This is a genomic window from Paenibacillus cisolokensis, assembly GCF_050481165.1.
GTDB lineage: Bacteria > Bacillota > Bacilli > Paenibacillales > Paenibacillaceae > Paenibacillus_AH > Paenibacillus_AH cisolokensis.
Genome location: NZ_JBCNFP010000030.1, coordinates 39,174 through 62,888 on the forward strand (window position 1 = coordinate 39,174; position 23,715 = coordinate 62,888).

Consider the following 23,715-nt stretch of genomic DNA (forward strand, 5'->3'; position numbering starts at 1 on the left):
CCTTCGGAAAATGTTGGGGCGGTCTAAATCCGCCTCATTATCAGCATATCACACGATAGGAGCTGCGGACTATCCGCCGATAGGCCTGCGGCAGCGGAAAAAATGTTGTATTAATATACGCAATAATGTATATTTATTTAAACAAGGAGGTAATCGAAGCATGCCTACAATCGACTGCGGCACCTTTGCCAGCCTCGGTTATCCGAGGATCGGCGAACGGTTGGAATGGAAAATGGCCCTGGAGCAATATGAAAGAGGCGAGCTGCGGGAGGACGAACTGGCCGTCCGGATGAAGGCGCTGCGTCTTGCCAACTGGCGCAAACAGATAAAAGCCGGGGTTCGCTGGATTCCTTCCGGCGATTTCTCGCTGTACGATACGATGCTCGATCATAGCTTGGCATTCGGAATCATACCGGAACGGTTCGAACCGCTGCGGGAGCGGGATGCGGGCGGCATGCCGCTTTACTTCGCCATGGCGCGCGGCGTGGACGGCGTGCCGGCTTGCAAGACGGCGCAATGGTTCGATACTTTCTATCATTATGTCGTGCCGGAATGGACGGCGCGAACCCGGCCGAAGCTGCTCGCCAATCCGTGGCGGGACGCTTTCGAGGAAGCGCGCGGCGAGCTCGGGCTGGCGACGCGTCCGGTCGTGATCGGACCGTTCACGTTCGTCCGCTTGTCGAAGGGCGTCCGGTCTGCCTGCGTTCCGCATGCGGTGTGGACGCTGGTCCCTGTCTACGCTCAATTGCTCGGCGAACTCGAAGCGGCAGGGGCCGAATGGGTGCAGCTCGACGAACCGGCGTTGGCCGGGGACTTGGAGGCCGGGGATTGGAAGCTGCTTCAGGAAGTGTACGCCGCGCTTCGTCAGGCTGCGCCGAAGCTGAATGTCATGCTGCAAACTTATTTCGACGCCGTCGACAACGTCGGCGCGCTGCTCGAAATGCCCGTTGCCGGCGTTGGCCTCGACTTCGTTCACGATCGCGGCCGGCATGCGCGCGAACTGGCGGCGAACGGCTTTCCCGAGGACAAAATACTCGGAGCTGGCGTCGTAGACGGGCGCAACGTGTGGCGAACCGACCTGTCCGCCGCTTTGCGGCTGACGGAAACGCTGGCCGGGATCGTCGGCGAAGAGCGGCTGGTGCTGCAGCCGTCCTGCAGCTTGCAGCATGTTCCGGTGACGGTTCGGGGCGATGAACGGCTGCACGGCCTCGGCAAGCTGGCGCTCGCGTTCGCCGACGAGAAGCTGAAGGAGCTGGCCGTATTAGGGACCGCTATCCGGGAAGGCAGGCAAGCCGTCAAGCTCGATCTTGCCGACAGCGCGGTGTTGGCCGATGCGCTGCGGCGCTGTCCGGAACGGAATGGGCTCAGTGCCGGTAGCCGCGCAGCGGACGCTGCGCCTTCCGGGAAGGCGACGGCAGCGCGGCAGCGCAAGCTGCGGCAGGCGCGGCTCGCGCTGCCGCCGTTATCGGCCGCCGCCGGCGGTTTGACGCAGTCCCGGGAGCTGCGGCTCGCGCGCAAGCGTTGGCGGAGCGGAGAGTGGAGCCGCGAGCAGTACCTCGTCTTCATGCGCAGCCATGTCGCCGAATGGGTCGGACGGCAGGAGAAGCTCGGGCAGGACGTGCTGGAGCTCGGCGGAGCGGGGATGCACGGCACGGAGGAATATTTCGCCGAGCAGCTGGACGGTTTTCTGATCACCGGGCGCGGGTGGGTGCAGTCCTGCGGTACGCATTGCGTGAAGCCGCCGATTTTGTTCGGCGACATCGCATACCGGACGCCGGTACTGGCCGAGGAGGCGGCATATGCCGCATCGATTGCGGATCGGCCGGTAAAAGCGATACTGCCCGGCCCGCTGACGCTGCTGAACCGCTCTTATGTCCGGACCGATATTTCGTCGCAGGATGCGGCCGGCCAGCTGGCCGCCGCGATCCGAATGGAGATCCGGGCGCTGGAGGCGGCGGGCATCGGCGTTCTGCAGCTCGACGAACCGGCGCTGCGCGAAGGGGCGCCGCTCAAGAAGCGGGAGTGGGACGGGTACTTGCAATGGGCGGGCGAGACGTTGCAGCTTGCGACCGGTCAGGCCGCAGACGATACGCAGATCGAGCTGCGGCTGTGCTTCAGCGACGAAACCGAAATGCTGGATGCGTTGAAAGCGATGGATGCCGATCTTATATGGCTGGACGTTCCCGATCGTCCCGCCTGTATGCCCGGCGCGCTTGCGGAAACGAGCGCCGGCGGCGAAGCGGCGCACGAATTTCGTCTCGCGGCAAAATAACGGCAAAGGGCGGCGGATCTTCATGATCCGCCGCCCTAGCGATATGTGATGGTCAGTACAACGATATCGTCAGCGTATCCATCTCGTTGCGCGCGTGCAGCGTCGCTTCGCTGCCGCTGATCTCCACGCTTATGAGCGACCGGAGGCAGCGCTGCAACGCTTTTTTGCCGGTTTCAAGCTTGCGGTTCAGAATAGCCGTCAGCTTGTCCAGCGCTTTGGTGTTATTATCGTAAAGGTATACCGGAATGTTTTGATTTTGAAACACAATCATCGTTCGCATCGCCCGTTCACTCCTCCGATCGGTGATCTTTTTTCGTTTCAGTATAATGGCGTTAAATTAAAATTTGATTAAAATGCGGTTACAGTTTCGTGATCAAAGTGAACTTTTCACGGAGGACGGATACGGGACGTCCGGCATGCGGGCCGCACGGATACAGCCCGCTGCGGATGCGAAGACGGTGTTTGCGGCTTCGTCAGGCGAGTCCGGCAGCCGCGTAGGCTTTGCGAAATCCTTCCGCAGATCTTGCAATCAGCGTTTCGGCGCTTTCCCGCGGCGGTTCGGGCGTGAGAATCTCCTGGGCGACGACGCCCTTGTACCCGATCCGATGCAGCGTCCGCAGGAAGGTTCCCAGGTCGATGACGCCTTCTCCGGGATACAGTCTGTCGTTGTCCAGCGCTTCTTCTACCGGCACGGCTTTGGCATCGTTCAGATGAACATGCGTAATTTGCTCCGGACGGAGCTTGGCGATCGCCGCTTCATCCGCTCCTGTCGTATACCAGTGGTAAGCGTCGAGCAGCAGCCCGACGTTCGGCTCGCCGATGGCGGCGATCCATTCCAGCGTATCTTCCATCGACCAGATAAACGGGTTGGCCCATCGGGTGCGCAGGTGGTGAGGTCCTACGAATTCAAGGCCGAGCGAGATGCCGTACGCGCCCAAAAGCTGCGCGCAGGTGCGCAGCCGCCTGGTGGCGACGGCCATGAAACGCGCCGCGTTGTCGTCGGTCGACGGCAGGATATAGGTGCAGCAGGCGGTGACGCCGAACTGCGCGGCGATTTCCGCATCTTGGGCCAGCTTGGGCAGTCCGGCGCGAAACTGCTCTTCCGATTCCCGCCATTCAACCGGCAGCCCGATGGAGCCGATCCGGACGCCGATAGCGTCGAGTGCGTCGAGCGCCGCGTCGAGTCCGGCTTCCTCGGCCCATTGACGGAGTTCGCCGCCGCTCGCGTCGACCGCGCCGAAGCCGTGTCTGGCCGCCAATTCCGCAAATTGCTTCAAACTGCCGGCATCGCCTGCGCCGGCCCGTGTCAATCCTTTAATCATCGTTAACGATTCCTCCTGATCGAATAGAATGGCGACACCAATGCGTTCTTGCCAATCGCTCGGCAAGGGCTCTTTTGCCGATACTCTCTTATCGTAGCGGAAACCGCCGGGAGGCTCAATGGCCGCTTTCGACCGATAACTGCCTACATCATGGAACGGGGACCGCCCGCTTCCCGGTAATGAGCCGGCGAAACGCCGTGCTTGTTCCGGAATACGCGGTAAAAGTAGGAGTAACTCCCGAATCCGCACGTATCGGCAATCTGCTCCAAGGTCAGCGTGCTGTACTTCATCCGGTCCTCGGCGAGCGACAGCCGGACCTGCTGCGTATACTGCATAATTGTCGTTCCGAAGCATTCCTTGAACAGATGGACGGTGCGCGATACGCTGAGCCCGACATGGTCGGCCACTTCCCGTATCCGGAACGGGCGGGCCGCATGCTCGTCGATGAAGTTTTTCATCCGGGTGGCGATGAACGACCGGCTTTGCAGCACGGACTGGGTGGCGATGGCGCGGTCGAGACCGAGGCAGAGGGAGCGCAGCAAGTAATCCGACATTTCGCGGTCTTCCTCTTCGAACCTCCGCTTCTCCAGCACGAGCGCCCGCCAGATCGTCAGCAGCCGCTCGTCGAGCGCGATCCTGGTCTTCTGCGGCCGGGATTTGCGGTTCCACCATTCGTCCAGCCATTCGCCCCGGCACATGACGTAATAATCGCCGCTGGCGATGCCGCTTTCCGGTTCCGCCTGCCGCTTCGATACGATCAATTGATATTTGTCTCCGGGCCTGAACAGCAGCAGGTCTCCCGGCTCGATCCGCTGCATGCGGCCGTCCGCCAGCGCTTCGCAGCCGCCGTCGGTTTGCAGACGGAACAGGTAGCAGTCGAGCCCGTTCGGATAACCGTCCTGAAACGGCTGGCTGTGGAATGAATAGGCGCAGCTCAATATTTCCGTCGCCAGCATCGGTCTTCCTCCATCTTGCAGCAATATTGTACATGCCATAATTAGATTCTACATCTTCATGCAGCAGCTTTTCCACTATAATAATGTGACATGGAGGAGTGAAATAGGGAAACTGAAAAACCGCCTGTCGTCAGACGGCGGCGAACGAAAGGAAGAGTGCAGATGAAAATCGGATTGCAGTTGTACACAGTGCGCGACGACACGGCCCGGGATTTTGCCGGTACGCTGCGGCAAGTCGCGGAAATGGGGTATCAAGGCGTCGAATTTGCCGGCTACGGCGACCTGTCGGCCGGGGAAATGCGCGATCTGCTCCGGGAATTGAAGCTGGAAGCTTTCGGCAGCCACGTCAGCCTGGACCGGCTTGAGCATCATATTGACGAAGAGATCGAATATTTGAAGACGGTCGGCGCGAAATATGTCGTCTGCCCGTATTTGATGCCGGAACAGCGGGGCGATGAAGCCGCATGGCGCGCATTGTTCGAGAAATTCCGCGGCTACGGCGAACGGCTGTCGCGGGAAGGCTTCGTATTTGCCTATCATAACCACGATTTCGAATTCGAAGGCAAAATCGGAGATGACTATATCTTCGACGCGATGTACAAGACGGTCGATCCGTCCCTGCTGCAGGTGGAAATGGATATCGGCTGGGTGCAGTTCGCCGGTCAGGACCCGATTGCTTATATCGCGAAATATGCGGGCCGCCTGCCGCTGCTGCATTTGAAAGATTTCCGCAAAGGGGCTCCGGGCGAGCCGATCGACACGGTCGAGCTCGGACGCGGCGATCTGGCGCTGCAAGATATTATCGCCGCGGCTGCGGCAGCCGGCACCGAATGGCTCGTCGTCGAGCAGGACCGCTGCGCCAATCCGCCGCTCGAGTCCGTCCGTACGAGTATCGAATGGCTGAAGAACAACGGACATTTGTCCGCATAGCAAAATGCTGTTGGGCCGCGAAAGCGGCCCTTTATGCTTCGGGCTCGTATATTGCTCGTATATTGATAGAAGGAAGAAGCGGCTGCACGCTGCTCATCCCGGGCCGGCCGATGCTCATCCGGGAGCGGAGAGAATCAGGTATCGCTGCGAACTACACGGCGGAAACCGGCAAGCTTCGAAACAATCGGACAAATTTCCCGGGAAATTCGCCCTGGACGGCAGCGATGTCGAATAGCCGGATCGCCGTTTGCACGCGGGCATGTTCCCGATCGGGAAAAAGGGCTTTCCCCGTCACTGCAATGATGACACGGGAGAGCCCGCTATGCCGATACCGGCGTTCAAGCTGTAATGGAACAAACGGGAAATGAAAGGCGGCGGACGGCATGGGAATCGGACAGAAATTGTTGACGAGCGCGATCGGCACGTTCAAAAGCGCGAAGCGGATCGGCGACCGCACGATCGAGCGATTGTCGGACGAGGAATTGAACCGGACGCCCGCGAGCGAGTCCAACAGCATCGCCATCATCGTCAAGCATTTGCACGGCAACATGATTTCGAGATGGACCGATTTTTTGACGACGGACGGCGAAAAGCCGACGAGACAGCGCGATGCGGAATTCGAAGGGGAACCGCTGACGAAGGAGGAGCTGCTCCGATTGTGGGAAAGCGGCTGGGACACGCTGTTCCGGGCGCTCGAGCAGTTGGGAGAAAGCGATCTGCTCCGCACGGTCCGTATCCGGGGCGAAGCGCACACGGTCATCAAAGCGATCCAGCGGCAAGCGTCTCACTACGGGTACCATGTCGGACAAATCGTCTATATCGGCAAGCTGATCCGGAACGGGCAATGGGATTCGCTCAGCATTCCCAAGAAGAAGCCGTAACCTGAGCCATAACCTGAAGCGGAATCCGACGCAGCGTTCGAAACGGCGAACCGCCCGGCAATCGGACACGATTGCCGGGCGGTTCTGCGCGTGCCGCGCGAAATCTTACGCTTGCGAGGCCGGAACCGCCGCTGCTGCGGCGCTCGCCGTATAGGCGAACCGGTACGTGCCGGAGCCGATCTTAAGCTCGAGTCCCGCATCGCCGCGGCGTACGCCGTGCACGCCGGCTGCCCGGTCGAGCGGCGTTCCGCTCTCGGTGACCGCATCCGGCGTCAGCGAGGCGGAGTCGGGCAGCGTCAGCGTGGCGGTCGTGTTCGGCGGCACGGTGACGGTCACTTCGATTTCGCCGTCCGGCTTGTCCGGCAGTTTCCAGGCGCAGCGGATTTCGCCGTACATCGAATCGAACGCTCCGTCGGCCCATGTCAATCCCGCCACAGGCTGCGGACGCAGCACGATCCGCTTGTAGCCGGGGGCGGAAGGATCGGTGTCGATGCCGGCGACGACGCGGTAGAGCCAGTCGCCGATCGAGCCGTACGCATAATGATTGAACGAGTTCATATCCTTGCTCCAGAAGGTACCGTCTTCGCGGATGCCGTCCCAATGCTCCCAGACAGTCGTCGCGCCTTTGGTCACCTGGTACAGCCAGGACGGGTATTCCGTGCGCAGCAGCAGCCGGGACGCGATTTCATGATGTCCGGCGGTGCTGAGCGCATGGTTCAAGTACGGCGTGCCGACGAAGCCGGTCGTCAAATGGCCGGCGTCCTCCACCAGCTTCGCCAGACGTTCGCCGATCCGCTTCCGGTCGTCGCCTTCCACCAGGCCGAACGTCAGGGCGAGCACATGCGCCGTCTGCGTCGGAACGGCGAGACGGCCGGCCGGAGTCACGAATTCCCGACGGAAGGCGGCGACGATCCGTTCGTGCAGCGCGCGAAGCTCCTCGGCGTCCGCCGTCTTGCCAAGCGCAATGGCGGCATCCCGCAGCAGGGAAACGGAGTAGGCGTAGAAGGCCGTTGCGATGAAATCGTTGTCCGTTGCGCCGAAATAGCTTCCCGGCTTGGAATCGAGCGCCAGCCAGTCGCCGAAATGAAAGCCCGTATTCCATAGCGCTTCGTCGCCGCTCTGCTTGCGGATGTATTGGATCCACGCGGTCATGCTGTCGTACTGGCGTTCCAGTATGCGCTTGTCGCCATAGACGAGATAGAGCGTCCACGGGATAATGACGGCCGCGTCGCCCCAGGCCGACGACGAATGCTCCTTCTCGGACAGCACGTTCGGAATGACGAACGGCACGCCGCCGTCTTCCAATTGGTCGGCTGCGAGATCCTGCAGCCATTTGCCGAAGAACGGCGCGACATTCATCAGGTATGTGGCGGTCCGGGCGAACATTTGCGCGTCGCCGGTCCAGCCGAGCCGTTCGTCGCGCTGCGGGCAGTCGGTCGGTACGTCGACGAAGTTGCCCTTGAGTCCCCACAAAATGTTGTGATGCAGCTGATTGACCAGCGGCTCGGAGCAGGCGAACCGGCCCGTCGGCGTCATGTCGGAATGGATGACGACGCCGGTGAACTGTTCCGGCTCGACCGGCTCGGGAAAGCCTTCGAGCTTGACGTAACGGAATCCCTGGAAGGTGTAGTGCGGCTCGTACGTTTCCGTTTCCCCGCCCTTCGCGCGGTAGGTGATCGTCTGCTTCGCGTTCCGCAAATTTTCCGTATAGAAATTGCCTTCCGCATCGAGCACCTCGGCATGCTGCAGCCTCATCTCCCGTCCGGCTTCCGCCCGAACCGTGAAGCGTATCCAGCCGACCATATTTTGCCCCATGTCGAGCACCGTCTCGCCCGCCGGCGTGCGCAGCAGCGCGATCGGCTTGATCGTCTCGATCGGACGGACGGGCTCGTTGTATTGGGCGGTCAGCCGGCTCTTGTCGAATTCGACCGTCTCGGCGGCCAGCCATGACGAATCGTCAAAATCCGGCAAGCACCAGCCGGGCTGCTCCAGCGAGGCGTCGTACGTCTCGCCGTGATAGATCTCCGACATCAGCACCGCCGAAGGAGCGGCCCGCCATTCGCTGTCGGTGACGATCATCTCCTCCGAGCCGTCGGCATACACAAGATGAAGCTGGAGGAGCGCCGCCGACCGGTCGCCGTAAATATTGCGTCTGTCCGACCAAGCGAGATTTCCTTTGTACCAGCCGTTGCCGACGCCGATGCCGATGGCGTGCTTCCCGGGCGTCATCCGCTCCGTCACATCGTAGGTTTGGTATTGCAGCCGCTTGTTGTAGCTCGTCCAGCCCGGCGTCATATACCAGTCGCCGACGCGCCGGCCGTCGAGCTGCAGCTCGTACACGCCGTGCGCGGTGGCATAGATGCGGGCGGAGACAACGCCGTCGCGGACGTCGAACGTCCGGCGGAAGATCGGACAGGCTTCGCCAAGCGCCGCCAAATGCGCTTCCGGGTAGGCAATCCATTGCGCTTGCCATTCCCGGTAATCGAGCAAGCCCGTTTCCCACCAGGCCGTTTCCGACCAGTCGGACGTTTCGCCGCCGTTATCCCATGCCTGTATGCGGTAGTAATAAACGGTTCGGGACTTGACGGATAGGCCGTCCAGCTCGATATGTGTCGAAGCGTCGCTTTCCACCTTGCCCGAATCCCAAACGATCTGCCGAAAAGCATCGTCAAGCGATACCTGAATCCGATAGGCGGTCTGCAGCACGTCGCGGCGATCCCCCTGAAGCCGCCAGCTGATGCGGGGCCGGCGTTCGCCGATGCCGATGGGGTTGCGACGATATTCGCAGCGCGGGTCGATCACGTTCAACATCGTATTCTACCTCCTCTTTGTCCGCCGAATCGCGGATGCTCATTGCGAAATAGACGCTGATAGACGTTTTACTTATAATTATCATTATAAAAAAAGAAAGCGTTGCCTCTCCCGGCAATGATGCCATCCTTCCCCGTTGAACGCGACATCGCGTCGGCTCGGCGTCCGGGAGAAACGCCGGGGTCCATACTGCGGAGGTGAGTGCGAATGGCAACGGCGCGACCGTCTTTTATGTTAAAAAGCGATTATTACTTTACCGAAAACGTCCGTTTATTCGTCAACCGCGCTCTCGAAACGTTCGATCTCGCCTATCACGCCCATGACTTTGTGGAGCTGGCGTATGTCGCCGAAGGCTTTGGCTTCCACCATATCGGGGACGCGGCGGAAAGGGTCGGCAAAGGCCGGCTCTATGTTATCCCGGTCGGGGTTTCACACGTATTCCGCCCGGCTTCGGCCAATCAGGAAGAACCGCTCGTCGTTTACAACTGCGTCATTGCGCCGGACCTGTTGGCATCGCTTCGGGAAATGGCCGAGCCGATTCTTCGGACGCAGTTCGATTTCTTGATGGAAGAAAGGAGCGAATGGTTCTCCGTACCCGATCACGACGGGACGATCGAACGGCTGCTTTACGGGTTGCATCGGGAATTTGCCTTTCGGCGCAGCGGCTCGACGACGATGATGTATGCGATGCTGCTGCAGCTGCTGGTGTCGGTGTTCCGGGCCAGGCAGGAATGCCCGGAATTGCCCGCGGCTGCCGCGCCGAATGCGCTGTACGACGTGCTGGCCTGGCTGGACGAGCATTACGGGGAGCCGCTCGACATCGCTTCCCTGGCCGGACGGTGCGGCTTCAGCAAGCGGCATTTTCAGCGCTTGTTCAAGCAGTATACGGGACAAACGTTTGCTCGTTACATGCAAAGTCTGAGAATTCGCAAAAGCTGCGACATGCTCCGCGAAACCGGAGACAAAATTCAAGCTGTGGCGGAACGGGCCGGTTACCGCGATATCGATTCGTTCAACCGGGTGTTCCGCCGCATCGTCGGCATGACGCCAGGCGCATACCGGCAGCAAATGCAAGAGCCGTCCCCGTCCGATCCCGCCGTTCGATCGCAAATCCCCGCCGGAGGCGGCGCTTAGCCGCCCCCGAAACTTGTTGCGTCGCGTCCTTTCGGGACGAAGCTTTCGCATACCGCTTCTTTTCCGCACACGCTTCTCTTGCGTGAAGCTTTCGCTCACCGCTCTTCCGCGAAGCTTTCGCGCACCACTTCTCTTGTCCGGTTTTTACTTTCCCGAGCATTGTCAAGAAGACCTATATGTAGTCCACAGGAAGGTGTTCGCCCGTTCCTCCTTGCCAGCCTGCCGGATTCGGCGTCGGCAGCCGGGGATCGGCGGGGCGTCCCGGATTTTTGGGACGATCGGCCCCAAGCCCCTCTCTTCTTCATCCCGTCCCCCGCAATTTGGTATTTAACTCTCCTTTCAACCCTATCCGAATCGGGCCTGCCAGGGGCCGCAAAGCCAGTCGCGAAGCGGTCTCCAGGTTTATTTTTACATCTTGTAAATGATGATTCGTTAGATGGAGGCGGCAATCGCCCGGTCATCACATTCTTTCCTTGTAAAATAGCAAATAATTTCCTTTTTTTCACGGATTTTTAGCTAAAAATGATGGAAATTATATTTTTCTCATCACAAGTAATTAGGCTTTCCAGCTTATGAAAACGACTTTGAAAATGGATATGTAAACCTAATCCAATTTATATCCTTATTCCCTCAAAGCCTAGCGACGAACTGTGTCATAATCATAATCAAAAATCGACTGAAAAGCCGGAGGGAGAGTCGAAAGCCAAACTATCAGGATGGAGGTTTATACCCACATTGAGCAAGGAACTCGATTTGAAGCATTACTTGTCGATTATACGCAAACGGTTATGGTTAATTATGATTTTTGTCATTGTCGTCGTGTCCGCCACCGGAGCTGTCAGTTATTTCATGCTCAAGCCGGTTTACCAGGCATCGGCCAAGCTGCTCGTTAACTCGGCCGTCGGCAATCTGGGCACCATTAAGCTCGATCTGAACATGATCAACAGTAATATCAGTTTGATCAACACATATAAAGAGATTTTGCGGACGCCGGCCATGATGGATGAGGTCGTCGCCCAAAATCCGGATCTGGGCGTGACAAGCGAGGAACTGATGCGCAAGATCCGCTTTCATTCCGTCAACGGAACGCAGGTGTTTACGCTCAGCTACCAGGACCACGACTACAGTCTGGCGGCGAATGCGGTCAACGCCGTAGCCGAGGTGTTCCAATCGCAAATTCCGGTCATTATGCGCGTGGACAACGTCCACTTGCTTCATATGGCCGATCCGGACAAAGTTCCGGCTCCGGTCAAGCCGAACGAGAAGTTGAATATGGCCGTCAGCTTTGTCGTCGCGCTGCTGTTCGGTATCGCCGCGGCGCTTGCGCTCGAATATTTCGACGACAGAATTCGCAACGAGGAGGACGTCGAGTATTACCTGGGCCTTCCGACGCTCGTCATGATTCCGTCCATCCGTCAGGGGGATCTGAAAGTCAAGCGGCGGTTAGCCGCCAATTCATCGAAAGCAGGTGAAGCATCCCGTGTCCCGATCTCATGAAGCGAGACCGCTCATTACAGATGTCAATCCGCTGTCGCCGATATCGGAAGCGTATCGTACGCTGCGCACCAATTTGCAGTATGCGGAGGTCGACCGGCCGCTGCGGCTGCTGATGGTGACCTCGGCCAGCCCGCGCGAAGGGAAAACGACGACGGTCAACAATCTGGCCGTCGCTTACGCCCAGACCGGAAAGTCGGTACTGCTCGTCGATGCCGATTTGCGCAGGCCGACGGCCCACCATATGTTTCAGACATCAAACCGCTGCGGGCTGACCCATATTCTGACCGGCCAGGCCAAAGTGGCGGACGCCGTGCAAAATACGTCGATTAACGGACTGAAGCTGCTGTCGAGCGGCTCGATACCGCCCAATCCTTCCGAGCTGCTCGGGTCCGACAAGATGGACCGGCTGCTCGCAGAACTGCGGGAGTCGTACGACATTGTGCTGATCGACACGCCTCCCGTGCTGGCCGTTAGCGACGCGCAGGTTGTGGCTGCGCGTTGCGACGGCGTGCTGCTTGTCGTCAATGCGAAGAGCGTCAAGCGCCGTTACGTCATCAAGGCGAAAGAAGCGCTCGAATTCGTCCATGCCAGAGTGCTTGGCGTGGCGCTGAATCAGGTGCCGTCCAGCGAGGCGAATCCTTATTACGAATACAGTCAGGAGGTCCGGTCATGATATCGGCATACCGCACTTATATATGGCTTGCGGTCGATCTGGCCGCTGTCGGAATCGGTGCCGCCGCCGCCGCTGCCCTGCAGCAGCAGCATGCGGAGGTGCCGTGGGGAACTGCCGCATGGCTCGTCTATATCGGGCTGTCTGCGGCGATCGGTCTGGGCGCGATTGTCAAGCTTGGGCTGCACCGCACGATCTGGCAGTATGCCGGCGCGCTCGACATGCTGACGGTCTTGCAGGCCGCCGCCGCTTCGGCGCTGCTGCCCTATCTCGCGGTTGTGCTTATTCCGGGGGATTCCGAGCCGCTCATGCTGTTTCACCACTTTGCTTTCACCGTATTTTTCATGGCCGGTCCCCGTCTCATCTGGCGGTCGTTCTGCGACAAATACGGTTCGCGCCGCGGCCATAACGGCCGCCGCCGCGCGCTCATCGTCGGCGCCGGCAGCTGCGGCACGCTGGTTGCCCGCGAGCTGATGCAGAACGACGCCTCCAATCTGATGCCGGTAGGCTTCATCGACGACGATCCGTACAAACGGAAGCTGAGTGTTATGGGGCTCCCGGTTTTCGGCGCGCGCGCCGACATTCCGAAGGCGGCCGAGGCGAACCGCATCGATGAAATCATTATCGCCATGCCTTCGGTATCCAAATCTCAAATATCCGCGATCGTCAACATTTGCAAGACGACGAAGGCAAGGCTGAAAATCGTGCCGGATTTGCAGGACATTATCCGCGGCGGAGGGGCGGTCGGCCGGGTTCGCGACGTCCAGGTCGAAGATTTGCTCGGACGCGACCCGATCCGCACCGATCTCGAGAACATCGCCAACTACGTCGAAGGCAAGACGGTGCTGGTCACCGGCGCGGGAGGCTCCATCGGCTCCGAGCTTTGCCGTCAGATTGCGCCGTTCCGGCCTTCGCGGCTGCTGCTGCTCGGTCATGGCGAGAACAGCATCTACACGATCGAGATGGAGATGCGGAGCAAGTTTCCGGAGCTTCAAATCGAGACGTTGATCGCCGATATCCAGGACCGGCCCCGCATGGAAGAGATCTTCCAGCTGAAACGGCCCGAAGTCGTCTTTCACGCCGCCGCTCACAAGCATGTGCCGCTGATGGAGCGGAATCCGGCCGAAGCGATCAAAAACAACGTGTTCGGCACGCGCAATGTGGCGGAGTGCGCGGATAAATACGGGGCTGAGCGGTTCGTGCTCATCTCGACGGACAAGGCGGTCAACCCGACAAGCGTCATGGGCACGACGAAACGGATCGCCGAGATGTTCATCCAAAGCCTCGACAAGCATAGCGAGACGAAATTCGTCGCGGTCCGCTTCGGCAATGTGCTCGGCAGCCGGGGCAGCGTCATTCCGCGGTTCAAGCAGCAGATCGAGCAAGGCGGTCCCGTTACGGTTACGCATCCGGAGATGGTCCGGTATTTCATGACGATTCCGGAAGCGGTGCAGCTCGTCATTCAAGCCGGCGCCTTCGCCCGCGGCGGCGAAGTGTTCATCCTCGACATGGGCAAGCCGGTCAAAATTTACGATCTGGCGGTCGACCTTATCCGCTTGTCCGGCTACGAGCCGCATGTCGACATCGATATCCGGTTCACCGGCATTCGCGAAGGAGAGAAGCTGTACGAAGAGCTGCTCACGAGCGAAGAGGGATTGACGTCGACGAAGCATGACCGGATCTTTATCGGAAAGCCGTCGCAGATCAACCGGACCGAGCTGGAGTTTGAAATCAGGAAGCTGGAGAAAGTGATCGGCAATGATCCGGACGAAATCCGAGCGGTGCTCAAGCATCTCGTGCCGACGTACCGCAATGTTTCGTAGAGCTTCGGGGGAGGCGGCCGGAACCGCTCCGGCACCTCGCGCGCAGGGCGCGTCCGGCGTCCGGGGACGTTCCCCGATCGCCAGGACGCTGGCGAAGGGCGGAAGCATCAGCTTCCTGGTCAATACGAGCGGCATGGGTCTGGCGCTGCTGATGCAGATTGCGCTGGCCCGCATGCTCGGCGTCGACGGCTACGGCATCTTCTCCTTCGTCACGACAGTCGTCACGTTCCTCGTTTTCCCGGCGAAGCTGGGCTTCGATACGACGATCGTGAGACTGACCGCTTCTTATCGCGCCGTCGGCGATTGGCCGGGAATCAAGGGATTGCTGCGGCGGGGCAATCAGATCGGCCTGATCCTGTCGCTCATCGTCGCCGCAGGGGGCATGGCCGCCGTATGGCTCGGCCGTGACGGGATGACCGGCGAGCAGCTTGCGACCTATATCGCCGGTCTGGCGGGCATTCCGCTGCTGACGCTGGCGACGCTGCGCCAAAGCGCGCTGCAAGGTCTGAAGGACGTTCTGTTCGCGCAGATGCCGGAGAAGATTATGCGGCCGGTTCTGACGATCGCGCTGCTGGCGCTTTGCGCATACGGCTTCGGCATGACGGCGGACGCGGGCCTGGCGATGCTGTGCTTCGGCGTTTCGGTCGCCGTTACGTACGTCGTGGGTGCCTTCGTGCTGAAAGTCCGCATCGGAAGGCATACCCGGCAGCTTGCTCCCCGCTATGAGACGCGGGAGTGGGTTCGCTTGTCCGTCTCGCTCATGATCAACGCCGGGATGTACCTGCTGCTCGGGCAGCTCAGCGTGCTGCTGATCGGATTCATGCAAGGGGAAACGGCCTCGGGTCTGTTCTCGGCGGCCGTCCGGCTCGGCACGCTCGTGGCGTTTGCGCTGACGGCGATCAATATGACGGCCGCTCCGCTTTTGTCGGAAACGTATGCGAAGGGCGACCGCAAGCAGATGCAGCAGGTTTGCACGACGACCGGCCGCGCCGGATTTCTCTTCGCCGCCGTCGTATTCGCCGTCTTCGCCCTGCTCGGCCGTCCGCTGCTCGGCCTGTTCGGCGAAGAATTTCGCGACGCGTACCCTGCGCTTATGCTGTTGGCCGGAGGGCATCTGATCAAGGCGTTCTGCGGCCAATCGGGGACGCTGACGACGATGACCGGGCATCAGAAGGTGCTGACGAAAGTGCTGAGCCTGGCCAGCGTGCTGAACGTCGCGCTGTGCGTCCTTCTTATCCCGCCGCTCGGCATAACGGGCGCGGCGCTGGCGACGAGCGTATCCGGCGTCGCCTGGAACGTGGTCATGGTGGTGATCATCTGGCGCCGGTTCGGCATTCAGACGTTCGCCTGGGCGCCTCCCTTCATGAAGACGAAAGATAAATGGCAGATACAAGAGCAGGGTGCTGGAGAGAAAAGGAGAGAGTTCGACGAATGAAGACGATTTTGCTGGCGGGAGTGCCGAAGTCCCCCAATCTGGGCGACGGCTTGATCGCGTATACGATAAACCGCATGATCCGCATGCGCGGCTCCTACCGGATCATTCATTTCGATCTGCTGGACGGCCGCTGCCCCGAGGAGGAGACGCCTTCCGAAGCCGCGCCCGTCGTGCGGCTGAACGCCGCCGGCCTGAAAAAGCGGGCAACGCCGGACTGGATGCGGATGCTGAAAGCCTATTGGCTTCATCGGGCGAAAGACTCCGTCATGCTCGGGCAAGTCCGGGAAGCGGTGGCGGAGGCGGACGCCGTGTTCATCGGCGGCGGCCATCTGCTCATCGACACGTATCTGACTTTCCCGTTGTCGGTTCGCCGCGTCGCCCGCGAAGCGAAACGGCAGCGCAAACCGCTGCACATCGTGTTCGTCGGCGCGCGCGGCCCGTGGAGCCTGCCGGCCAAGCGGTGGTTCCTCGAGGCATGCCGCTACGCCGAGACGATTGCGGTGCGGGATGCGGATTCCCGGGAATTTCTGCTCGCCATGGACGCTTCGCTCGCGGACAAGACGGTGGCGCTTGCCGACCCCGCGCTGTATACGTTGGAAGCTTTCCCCCGGCTCCCGGCCGGGAGCGGTACGGACCGCGTCCCGGCAAGCCGCTCGGCCCGGAACCGGCCCGTCGTGGGGCTTGGCATCATGGATCCGCATGAAATGAAACGGCATTCGGCATTCCGCTGGGAACGCGACGAATGCGCCGACTGGTGGCGGGATGCGGCGATCGAGCTGACCTCGCGCGGCTTGCAGGTAAACGTGTTTACGAACGGTTCGGCGACGGACAACGCATTCGTCGAGATGTACGTCAAGCCGCGCTGCGCCGGCCTTGAAGGCGTGCAGTTTCTCGGCTATCCGACGACGGTGGCGGGGCTGGTGGAACGGATTGCGGCCTGCGAGGCCGTTATCGCCCAGCGGCTGCATGCCTGCATTCCGGCGCTCTCGATGATGAAACCGACGTACGGACTCATTTGGGATCAGAAGCTGAGCAGCATATTCCGCGAACTCGGGCTGGAGAGCCATCTCGTCGATTTCCGGCGACCGGCGTCTTCGGCGATTGCCGCCATGCGGCTGACCGAGGCGCCGGCGGGACGCTTTCCCGAACTGATCCGGCTGAAGAAGGAGGAGCTGTACCGGCATATGGGGAGAATTTTGGCATGATTAGCGGAACGATTCGCCCGGGGAGAAATACGGGCACGAAAACGGACAAAATCAAAGTGCTTCACGTCGTGGGCAAAATGCATCCGGGCGGCATCGAGACGTTGCTGATGAATTTGTACCGCAATACGGACCGCGACCGCTACGAGTATCATTTCGCCGTACAGACGGAGGAAGATGCCTTCTATGACGACGAAATCCGGGCACTCGGCGGCACCATCGTCCGCCAGCCGCATCCGCAGAAGGGGCTGCGCCGGTTTCGCGTCGCTTTCGAAAGCAACGTGCGGCGGTACGGGCCATACGACGCGGTGCACAGCCATATTTTCGGCTTCAGCGGCTACGTGCTCAAGCTGGCGGAGAACCTCGGCATCCCGGTGCGGATCAGCCACAGCCACAATACGCACGACAGCCGCCGCACCTCGCTGGCGCGCAAAATATACCGCGCCTATATGCGCAGGCTGATTCTTCGGCACAGCACGGCGATGCTCGGCTGCTCGCGGGCGGCCTGCCAGTCGCTGTTCGGCACGGACTGCTGGCGCGACGGGCGGGTTCGGGTATTCCCGAACGCCATCCAGCTGTCGCCGTACGAGAGCTTGCCGGCGAAACGGGAAGAGCTGCGCCGCCGGCTCGGCGCGGAAGATCCGACGGCGCCGCTTTTCGGCCATATCGGGCGGTTCAGCGAGCAGAAGAACCATGCCTTCCTGATTGAGGCGTTCGCCGCATTTGCCGCGAAACGGCCGGACGCCAGGCTCGTGCTTGTCGGCGACGGCCCGCTGCGTGCGAGCATTGAGCGAACGGTGCAAGAGCGCGGCCTCGCGAAGCAGGTCAGCTTCCTCGGGCTGCGTAAGGACGTGCCGGAAATTTTGGGCGCACTCGACGGCTTCGTGCTGCCGTCGCTGTACGAAGGGCTCGGCATCGTGCTGATCGAAGCCCAGGCGGCCGGCGTGCCCTGTCTCGTCTCGGACCGGGTGCCGGAGGAAGCGGATTTGAAGCTCGGCATGGTGGACAAGCTGCCGCTTGAGGCTCCGGCCGAGCGGTGGGCGGAAGGAATGAGCAAGCTTGCCGCGGCGGCGTCCCCGGATTGGGCAGCGGTGCGGGACGCGCTGATACGCCACGAATACGACATCACCGGCAGCGTCCGGCGTCTGGAGAGGGTTTATGCAGGCGGAAGTTTCGATTAACCGTCCGATCGTCCAATTGTCCGCCGCCGTTCTGCTGCTGCTCGCGGTCAGGATGATCCTGCCGTGGGACGAGGGACTCGGCATGACCGCGTTCTTCGCGCTGCTCATTCCGTTCTTCTTCCTGCTGCGTTGGCCGCATACGCCGGGCGCTTTGTTCACCGGGCTGTGCGTCCTGATGCTTGGCAAGCTGGTCTATGCGATGACGACCGATCCGCTGGCCGGGCCCGACGAGATCCATTATTACGAGCAAGTCGTCGAATTCGAGCGGCTTGGCGATTTTCTCCCTTACGCCTGGGAGCATATCGTGACGCAGTGGCATAACATTTCCGCTTACCCGATGTTCGGTCTGCTGTACATGCCCTTTTTCAAATGGATGGAAATCGAGGGGCCGCTGCCGATCATTCTGCTCAATACCGTGCTGCTCATCCTGACCGTCAACCAGACGTATCGCCTGAACGCGAATTACTTCCGTTACGCGCTGCCGGGCCGCAGGACCGGCGGTATCGGCGGGGACGCCGGGGAAACCGGTGAGCCTTCGCTCCGTTTTCACGCGATCGTCATTTTCGGCCTTCTGGTCAGTCCTTCGCTGATGTACATGTCGTCGCTGTTCGCCAAGGATGTAACCTGCGTGCTGCTCGGGGTGTACGGCGCGGCGCTGCTGCTGCGCAAAAAGTATGTATGGTTTGTCGTCGTGCTGCTGTATGCGACCGGGCTCAGGGATTACGCGATCGTGTACACGGTTTGCTTCTGGCTGCTGTATACGCAGCGGTTCAGGACGGCGATTGCCGTCATGATGGCTGCGCTCGGCATTCTGGTGGTTCAAATCGGTCCGACGGCGCTTGTCAATACGGCGATGCTTACGGTGTTTCTGTTCGTCAGTCCGAATCCCGCGAACCTGGCCAACTGGAGTCCGGAGCTGCTGCTGCGTACGCTGGAAGCGGTCTGGATGTCGATCTGGGTAGGCGTGTCGGCACTCCTTTTCATGCGGTACAGGGAGACGCGCAAATTTTATGCGATCGCCTTCGTCCTGTTGTTCATCTACGCTGCCACGCTCGTGCTTGTCGGCTATGTCACCATTACCGGCCGCGAGCTGGAGTACGGCGTCGGCACGATCGGAGACAATATGGTCCGCAAAAAGCTGCCGATTCTGCCGCTCGTATACACGATGAACGCCTATACGCTGCTTTGGTTTTTCCGGTGGTGCCGCGACAGTCTGGCAAGCCGGGCGGGAAAACGGCCGGTTCGTACCTGGAAGGCGGACAGCCCGGGAACATGAGGCGGGCGTCCGCGGCCAGGCTGCCGGAAGAAGCCGAAGCCGATTCATTCGTAACACGCAAAAATTGTCCATTGCGAAAGGAGGAGTATGATGCGAGGCCGCGACGTTTTTCGCAAATATAAAGGGCTGCTGCTGGCGATCAGCCGCATGCTCAAGCTTGTGCCCAAGCCGCTGCTCGTATGGATGTGGACGTTGAGCGACTGGCTGCCGGACATGCCCGGCGCCGCTCTGCGATATTGCATTCTGCGCAGACTGGCCAAACGTTGCGGCGACAATGTGCTGATCGGGCGCAATGTGGAGATCCGGTACTGGGAGCGGCTCGAGATCGGTTCGAATGTGAGCGTCCATAAGCAGTGCTATCTGGACGCTTACGGCGGACTCGAAATCGGGGATGACGTTTCGATCGCGCACCAGACGTCCCTGGTATCGTTCCAGCATACATGGGACGACGATCGTCTGCCGATCCGGGACAATCCGGTCACCGGAGGGAGCATCCGCATCCACCGGGACGTCTGGATCGGCTGCGGCTGCCGCATATTGTCCGGCGTGGAAATCGGCAGCCGTTCGGTCGTGGCGGCCGGAGCCGTCGTCAACCGGACGATCCCCCCTGGCGTCGTTGCCGCAGGCGTTCCCGCAAGGCAGGTGAAGCAGATCGCAGCGCCGGAAGCGCCGCGATTGGCCGTCGCCCCGTCGCCTTCGCCGCCTCAGCGCGGCGATGTCGGCCGGACGGCGGCGGACAAGCTGCCGGTATGACGGCGACTCCACGAGGGTTGCGGCCGGCCGGTACGCGGGACCCGTTCGGGCCGGACTTTCGGCGGATAAGCCGAAAGTCCGCGGTTGAGCAAGGCGGATGGGACTGACGCCCGAAGGAACGGACGTACTTTGGCGCTTTACTCATGCGACGCTGTACCTGATTACCGCTTTATATTCAGGAAGTGCTGTTCAGCAAGCATTTTTACAGACAAGAAAAAGGGAGGGGAAGTACCATGCATATCTTATGGGCGCATGACCATACGTTTTATTTCAACGATTCGGGCAAGTTTTTCTCCGGCGGCAAGCTGCCTTACGCCGTCTGGGAACGATACCTCGGCGTATTCTCGAGCCTGACGGTCGCCTGCCGGGGGCAGAAGGTGCCGTCGGACGACAGCTTGAAGCGCAAAACGCTGTCGAGCGGGCCCAACGTGGACTTTCTCGTGCTGCCGTCGCTCAGCAATCCCGTCAACAAGCTGACGAAGCGCGGCTATGTCGATCAACTGCTGACCGAAGCCGTCGGCAAGGCGGATGCGGTCATTGCGCGGATGCCGAGCGAGATCGGTTCGGAGGCGATTCGCGTCGCCCGCAAGCTGGGCAAGCCTTACGCCGTCGAGATGGTCGCCTGCTGCTGGGACGGGCTGTGGAATTACGGCAATTTGCAAGGCAAGCTGTATGCGCCGCTGGCGCTGCGCAAGACGCGGGCGCTGGTCAAGAAAGCGCCGTTTGCGCTGTATGTCACCGAGCAGTTTCTGCAGCGCCGCTATCCGTGCTCCGGAGGAACAACGGCTGCCTGCTCCAATGTGGAAATTCCCGAGCCGGATCCGGAAGTGCTGGAGAAGCGGCTTGCGGGTATCCGGCCCGGGAAGCGGGATATTACGGTCGGGCTGATCGGCTCCCTGAACGGGAAGACGAAAGGGATCGACGTCGCGCTCAAGGCGTTCGCCGGACTGCGGCAGGAGATGCCGGACGCAAGGCTGCGCATACTGGGCGACGGTCCGAGCGACGGCTGGAAATCGCTCGCCGAACGGCTCGGCGTCGCGGACGGCGTCGAGTTTTGCGGCGTGCTGCCGAGCGGGGCGGCGGTGTTCGAGTGGCTGGACGGCATCGACATCTATATCCAGCCGAGCTTCCAGGAAGGGCTGCCCCGGGCCACGATCGAAGCGATGAGCCGGGCATGCCCGGTGCTGGGCTCGACGGCCGGCGGCATTCCCGAGCTGATCGCGCCGGACTGCCTGCATCAGCCCGGCAATGTCAAGCAATTGACGCAGCAGCTCGTGGAGGCGGCGGGCAACGACGAATGGCGGCGCGTGCAGGCGAAAGCCAATTTCAACCGCGCGCATCAATATACGAAAGAGAAACTCGATCAGCGCAGGCGCGAATTTTGGCTGTCCTTCCGCGATTATGTTCGCGCGAACAGCGAGCAGCCTGACTATATTCCGGAAGGGGCGGAGGCGTTATGACCATTCTTGTAACCGGCGTGGCCGGTTTTATCGGCTATCATCTGGCGGAACGGCTGCTTCGCGAAGGCAAGCAGGTCGTCGGCATCGACAATTTTAACGACTATTACGACGTATCGTTGAAGCGCAGCCGGTATGCGCGGCTGTCGGCCTATCCCGATTTTCGCGGATACGAGCTGGACGTATCGGGCTTCGACGGACTGAGCGCCATGATGGAGAGCGAGTCGATCGATACGGTCGTGCATCTGGCGGCGCAAGCCGGCGTCCGGTACAGCCTGACCAACCCGTTCGCGTATCTCGAATCGAATCTGGTCGGTTTCGGCAACGTGCTCGAGGCGTGCCGGAGACGCGGCGTCGGCCATCTCGTCTACGCTTCGTCCAGCTCCGTCTACGGCGCGAACGTGAAGATGCCGTTCTCGGTGCATGACAACGTCGACCATCCGGTCAGCCTGTATGCCGCGACGAAAAAAGCGAATGAGCTGATGGCGCATACGTACAGCCATCTGTACGGCTTGCCGACGACGGGATTGCGCTTCTTCACCGTCTACGGGCCGTGGGGAAGACCGGATATGGCCTACTTCAGCTTTACGCAAAAAATCGACGCCGGCGAGCCGATCTCCGTCTTCAACGAAGGCCGGATGCTGCGCGATTTCACCTATATCGACGACATTGTGGAAGGCATCGTCCGGCTGATCGGACGCCCGCCGAAGCCCGACCCGGCCTGGGACCGGGAACGGCCCGATCCCGGGTCGAGCTATGCGCCTTACAAGGTATACAACATCGGGAACAACAAGCCGGTCGAGCTGATGACGTTCATCCGGACGATCGAGGAGAAGCTCGGCAAGAAGGCCGTCATCGAATTCAAGCCGATGCAGCCGGGCGACGTGCAGGCGACATACGCGGATATCGACGATTTGGCGAACGATGTCGGTTTCCGGCCCGTCACGACGATCGACGAGGGGATCGGCCGCTTCGTGGAATGGTACCGGGCTTATTACAAGGAGGGTGCGTATGAAGAAGGTCGCGCATTTGTGTACGGCGGGCGTCAGCCATAAGATTCTCGGCGACAAGCTGCGGCTGCTGCACGAGAGCGGCTGCGACGTGACGCTCATCTCCTCGCCCGAAGGGGCCGACGAAGAAGCGCGGGCGGCTTACCCGTTCCGCTGGCTGTTCGTGCCGATGAGCCGCTCGATTCATCCGATACGCGACGCGCGATCGATCTGGCAGATGTACAAGCTGCTGCGCCGGGAACGGTTCGACATCGTTCATACGCATACCGCCAAGGCCGGGCTGATCGGCAGAATCGCGGCCCGGCTGGCGCGGGTGCCGGTCGTTATTCATACGAGCCACGGACTCCCTTTCTACGAAGGCCAATCCGCCGCGACGTATCATCTGTACCGCTGGCTGGAGAAGCTCGGGGCGCTCTGCTGCGACGCCCTGGCCTCGCAGAACCGTCAGGACGTATCCGCTTTGCAGCGTCTGGCGCCCTGGCGCAAAGTGTACTTCGAAGGCAACGGCGTCGACCTGGAGAAGCTGGACGGCTTGGGGGCGGCGGTTACGGAGGAGCGGCTGCAAGAGCTGCGGCGCGAATACGGCCTTCCGGAAGACCGGCCGGTGCTGCTCGTCGCCGCCCGGTTCGAGCCGGTCAAGGATCACGGCCTGCTGCTCGATGCGCTGGCCCGGCTGAAGCGGGACGGAGCGCTCGACTGGATTACCGTGCTGGCGGGCTCGGGTCCGCTTGAAGCCGAAGTAAGGGCGCGCGCGCAGCGCGAAGGGCTGGCCGGCGATATCGCGTTCGTCGGCCAGCAGCGGGCGATGGCGCCGTGGTTCAAGCTGGCCGATGCGGTGGCGCTCACCTCGGAGAAGGAGGGGATTCCCCGCTCGCTGATGGAAGCGATGGCGTTCGGCAAGCCGATCGTCGCCACCGACGTGCTCGGCACTCGCGAGCTGGTGGCGGACGGCGTCACCGGGATGCTCGTCCCTTACGGCGACAGCGCCGAATTGGCCGAGGCGCTCGGCACGGTGATGCGCGACGCGGCGCTCAGGAGCCGGTTGGGCGAGGCCGGAAGACGCCGCATCGAGGCGGAATTTACGGAAGCGCTCGTCGTCCGGCGG

General features: G+C 61.0%; 18 protein-coding genes and 1 pseudogene. 15 read left to right on the forward strand and 4 right to left on the reverse strand.

What is annotated here, in order from left to right; translation table 11 throughout:
• Window positions 1-160 precede the first annotated feature (160 nt).
• Window positions 161-2,272, forward strand: a complete 2,112-nt coding sequence (metE, locus tag ABEV74_RS05935; protein ID WP_430144316.1) for a 5-methyltetrahydropteroyltriglutamate--homocysteine S-methyltransferase — start codon at window positions 161-163, stop codon at window positions 2,270-2,272.
• A gap of 52 nt (window positions 2,273-2,324) precedes the next feature.
• Here metE and ABEV74_RS05940 read toward each other — a convergent pair whose 3' ends face one another.
• The 3 genes from ABEV74_RS05940 to ABEV74_RS05950 form a co-directional block, all read right to left on the reverse strand.
• Window positions 2,325-2,552, reverse strand: a complete 228-nt coding sequence (locus tag ABEV74_RS05940; protein WP_062491313.1) for a hypothetical protein — start codon at window positions 2,550-2,552, stop codon at window positions 2,325-2,327.
• 193 nt (window positions 2,553-2,745) lie between these two features.
• Window positions 2,746-3,594 (reverse strand): sugar phosphate isomerase/epimerase family protein, encoded by an 849-nt coding sequence (locus ABEV74_RS05945; protein ID WP_062491315.1) that lies wholly within the window; start codon window positions 3,592-3,594, stop codon window positions 2,746-2,748.
• A 143-nt stretch (window positions 3,595-3,737) separates the two neighbouring features.
• Window positions 3,738-4,550 carry a helix-turn-helix domain-containing protein gene (locus ABEV74_RS05950; protein ID WP_430144319.1) on the reverse strand — a complete coding sequence of 271 codons (813 nt, stop codon included), beginning with the start codon at window positions 4,548-4,550 and terminating at the stop codon, window positions 3,738-3,740.
• Between the two features lie 162 nt (window positions 4,551-4,712).
• On the opposite strand from ABEV74_RS05950, the gene ABEV74_RS05955 reads away from it, so the two are divergent.
• Together ABEV74_RS05955 and ABEV74_RS05960 are read left to right on the forward strand one after the other, a co-directional pair.
• Entirely contained in the window at window positions 4,713-5,480 is a 768-nt protein-coding gene (locus ABEV74_RS05955; RefSeq protein ID WP_430144322.1) for a sugar phosphate isomerase/epimerase family protein, read from the forward strand.
• Window positions 5,481-5,863: 383 nt separating this feature from the next.
• A complete protein-coding gene (locus tag ABEV74_RS05960; RefSeq protein ID WP_430144324.1) occupies window positions 5,864-6,361 on the forward strand; it encodes a DUF1572 family protein in 498 nt (165 codons plus the stop codon).
• Window positions 6,362-6,466: 105 nt separating this feature from the next.
• Here the strand turns inward: ABEV74_RS05960 and ABEV74_RS05965 are convergent, their stop codons facing one another.
• Window positions 6,467-9,172, reverse strand: a complete 2,706-nt coding sequence (locus ABEV74_RS05965; protein WP_430144326.1) for a family 78 glycoside hydrolase catalytic domain — start codon at window positions 9,170-9,172, stop codon at window positions 6,467-6,469.
• Window positions 9,173-9,379: 207 nt separating this feature from the next.
• Between ABEV74_RS05965 and ABEV74_RS05970 the strand changes: the two genes are divergently transcribed.
• From ABEV74_RS05970 to ABEV74_RS06025, 12 genes and pseudogenes are all read left to right on the forward strand, one after another.
• Window positions 9,380-10,306: an AraC family transcriptional regulator gene (locus ABEV74_RS05970; protein WP_213527867.1), complete on the forward strand. Its 927-nt coding sequence runs from the start codon at window positions 9,380-9,382 to the stop codon at window positions 10,304-10,306.
• Between the two features lie 735 nt (window positions 10,307-11,041).
• Window positions 11,042-11,803, forward strand: coding sequence for a YveK family protein (locus ABEV74_RS05975; RefSeq protein ID WP_430144329.1), 762 nt, complete (start codon window positions 11,042-11,044; stop codon window positions 11,801-11,803).
• Entirely contained in the window at window positions 11,787-12,476 is a 690-nt protein-coding gene (locus tag ABEV74_RS05980) for a CpsD/CapB family tyrosine-protein kinase (protein ID WP_430144332.1), read from the forward strand. The genes ABEV74_RS05975 and ABEV74_RS05980 overlap by 17 nt, the downstream gene beginning before the upstream one ends.
• Window positions 12,473-14,296 (forward strand): polysaccharide biosynthesis protein, encoded by a 1,824-nt coding sequence (locus tag ABEV74_RS05985; RefSeq protein WP_430144335.1) that lies wholly within the window; start codon window positions 12,473-12,475, stop codon window positions 14,294-14,296. Before ABEV74_RS05980 ends, ABEV74_RS05985 begins: the two co-directional genes overlap by 4 nt.
• Window positions 14,286-15,731 carry a flippase gene (locus ABEV74_RS05990; RefSeq protein ID WP_430144338.1) on the forward strand — a complete coding sequence of 482 codons (1,446 nt, stop codon included), beginning with the start codon at window positions 14,286-14,288 and terminating at the stop codon, window positions 15,729-15,731. Before ABEV74_RS05985 ends, ABEV74_RS05990 begins: the two co-directional genes overlap by 11 nt.
• Window positions 15,728-16,936, forward strand: a complete 1,209-nt coding sequence (locus tag ABEV74_RS05995) for a polysaccharide pyruvyl transferase family protein (protein WP_430144341.1) — start codon at window positions 15,728-15,730, stop codon at window positions 16,934-16,936. Before ABEV74_RS05990 ends, ABEV74_RS05995 begins: the two co-directional genes overlap by 4 nt.
• Entirely contained in the window at window positions 16,933-18,114 is a 1,182-nt protein-coding gene (locus ABEV74_RS06000; RefSeq protein ID WP_430144344.1) for a glycosyltransferase family 1 protein, read from the forward strand. The genes ABEV74_RS05995 and ABEV74_RS06000 overlap by 4 nt, the downstream gene beginning before the upstream one ends.
• A complete protein-coding gene (locus tag ABEV74_RS06005; RefSeq protein ID WP_430144346.1) occupies window positions 18,092-19,390 on the forward strand; it encodes a hypothetical protein in 1,299 nt (432 codons plus the stop codon). Before ABEV74_RS06000 ends, ABEV74_RS06005 begins: the two co-directional genes overlap by 23 nt.
• Before the next feature lie 87 nt (window positions 19,391-19,477).
• Complete coding sequence (locus ABEV74_RS06010) at window positions 19,478-20,143, forward strand: acyltransferase (protein WP_235593362.1); 666 nt, start codon at window positions 19,478-19,480, stop codon at window positions 20,141-20,143.
• 233 nt (window positions 20,144-20,376) lie between these two features.
• Window positions 20,377-21,603 carry a glycosyltransferase family 4 protein gene (locus tag ABEV74_RS06015; protein WP_430144349.1) on the forward strand — a complete coding sequence of 409 codons (1,227 nt, stop codon included), beginning with the start codon at window positions 20,377-20,379 and terminating at the stop codon, window positions 21,601-21,603.
• Window positions 21,600-22,655, forward strand: a complete 1,056-nt coding sequence (locus tag ABEV74_RS06020; RefSeq protein WP_062491338.1) for an NAD-dependent epimerase — start codon at window positions 21,600-21,602, stop codon at window positions 22,653-22,655. Before ABEV74_RS06015 ends, ABEV74_RS06020 begins: the two co-directional genes overlap by 4 nt.
• Window positions 22,612-23,706 (forward strand): annotated as a pseudogene (locus ABEV74_RS06025) (glycosyltransferase family 4 protein); the annotation flags it as partial. The gene ABEV74_RS06020 and the pseudogene ABEV74_RS06025, both read left to right, overlap by 44 nt.
• Between the last annotated feature and the right edge of the window lie 9 nt (window positions 23,707-23,715).

Excerpts from the sequence above, each read along its gene's own strand:
- ABEV74_RS06000 (WP_430144344.1), top strand. The coding sequence starts at position 16,933 with ATGATTAGCGGAACGATTCGCCCGGGGAGAAATACGGGCACGAAAACG.
- ABEV74_RS06015 (WP_430144349.1), top strand. The coding sequence starts at position 20,377 with ATGCATATCTTATGGGCGCATGACCATACGTTTTATTTCAACGATTCG.
- ABEV74_RS05965 (WP_430144326.1), bottom strand. The coding sequence starts at position 9,172 with ATGTTGAACGTGATCGACCCGCGCTGCGAATATCGTCGCAACCCCATC.
- ABEV74_RS05995 (WP_430144341.1), top strand. The coding sequence starts at position 15,728 with ATGAAGACGATTTTGCTGGCGGGAGTGCCGAAGTCCCCCAATCTGGGC.
- ABEV74_RS05970 (WP_213527867.1), top strand. The coding sequence starts at position 9,380 with ATGGCAACGGCGCGACCGTCTTTTATGTTAAAAAGCGATTATTACTTT.
- ABEV74_RS05945 (WP_062491315.1), bottom strand. The coding sequence starts at position 3,594 with ATGATTAAAGGATTGACACGGGCCGGCGCAGGCGATGCCGGCAGTTTG.
- ABEV74_RS05985 (WP_430144335.1), top strand. The coding sequence starts at position 12,473 with ATGATATCGGCATACCGCACTTATATATGGCTTGCGGTCGATCTGGCC.
- metE (WP_430144316.1), top strand. The coding sequence starts at position 161 with ATGCCTACAATCGACTGCGGCACCTTTGCCAGCCTCGGTTATCCGAGG.
- ABEV74_RS06010 (WP_235593362.1), top strand. The coding sequence starts at position 19,478 with ATGATGCGAGGCCGCGACGTTTTTCGCAAATATAAAGGGCTGCTGCTG.
- ABEV74_RS06005 (WP_430144346.1), top strand. The coding sequence starts at position 18,092 with ATGCAGGCGGAAGTTTCGATTAACCGTCCGATCGTCCAATTGTCCGCC.
- ABEV74_RS05950 (WP_430144319.1), bottom strand. The coding sequence starts at position 4,550 with ATGCTGGCGACGGAAATATTGAGCTGCGCCTATTCATTCCACAGCCAG.
- ABEV74_RS05960 (WP_430144324.1), top strand. The coding sequence starts at position 5,864 with ATGGGAATCGGACAGAAATTGTTGACGAGCGCGATCGGCACGTTCAAA.
- ABEV74_RS06020 (WP_062491338.1), top strand. The coding sequence starts at position 21,600 with ATGACCATTCTTGTAACCGGCGTGGCCGGTTTTATCGGCTATCATCTG.
- ABEV74_RS05955 (WP_430144322.1), top strand. The coding sequence starts at position 4,713 with ATGAAAATCGGATTGCAGTTGTACACAGTGCGCGACGACACGGCCCGG.
- ABEV74_RS05990 (WP_430144338.1), top strand. The coding sequence starts at position 14,286 with ATGTTTCGTAGAGCTTCGGGGGAGGCGGCCGGAACCGCTCCGGCACCT.
- ABEV74_RS05940 (WP_062491313.1), bottom strand. The coding sequence starts at position 2,552 with ATGCGAACGATGATTGTGTTTCAAAATCAAAACATTCCGGTATACCTT.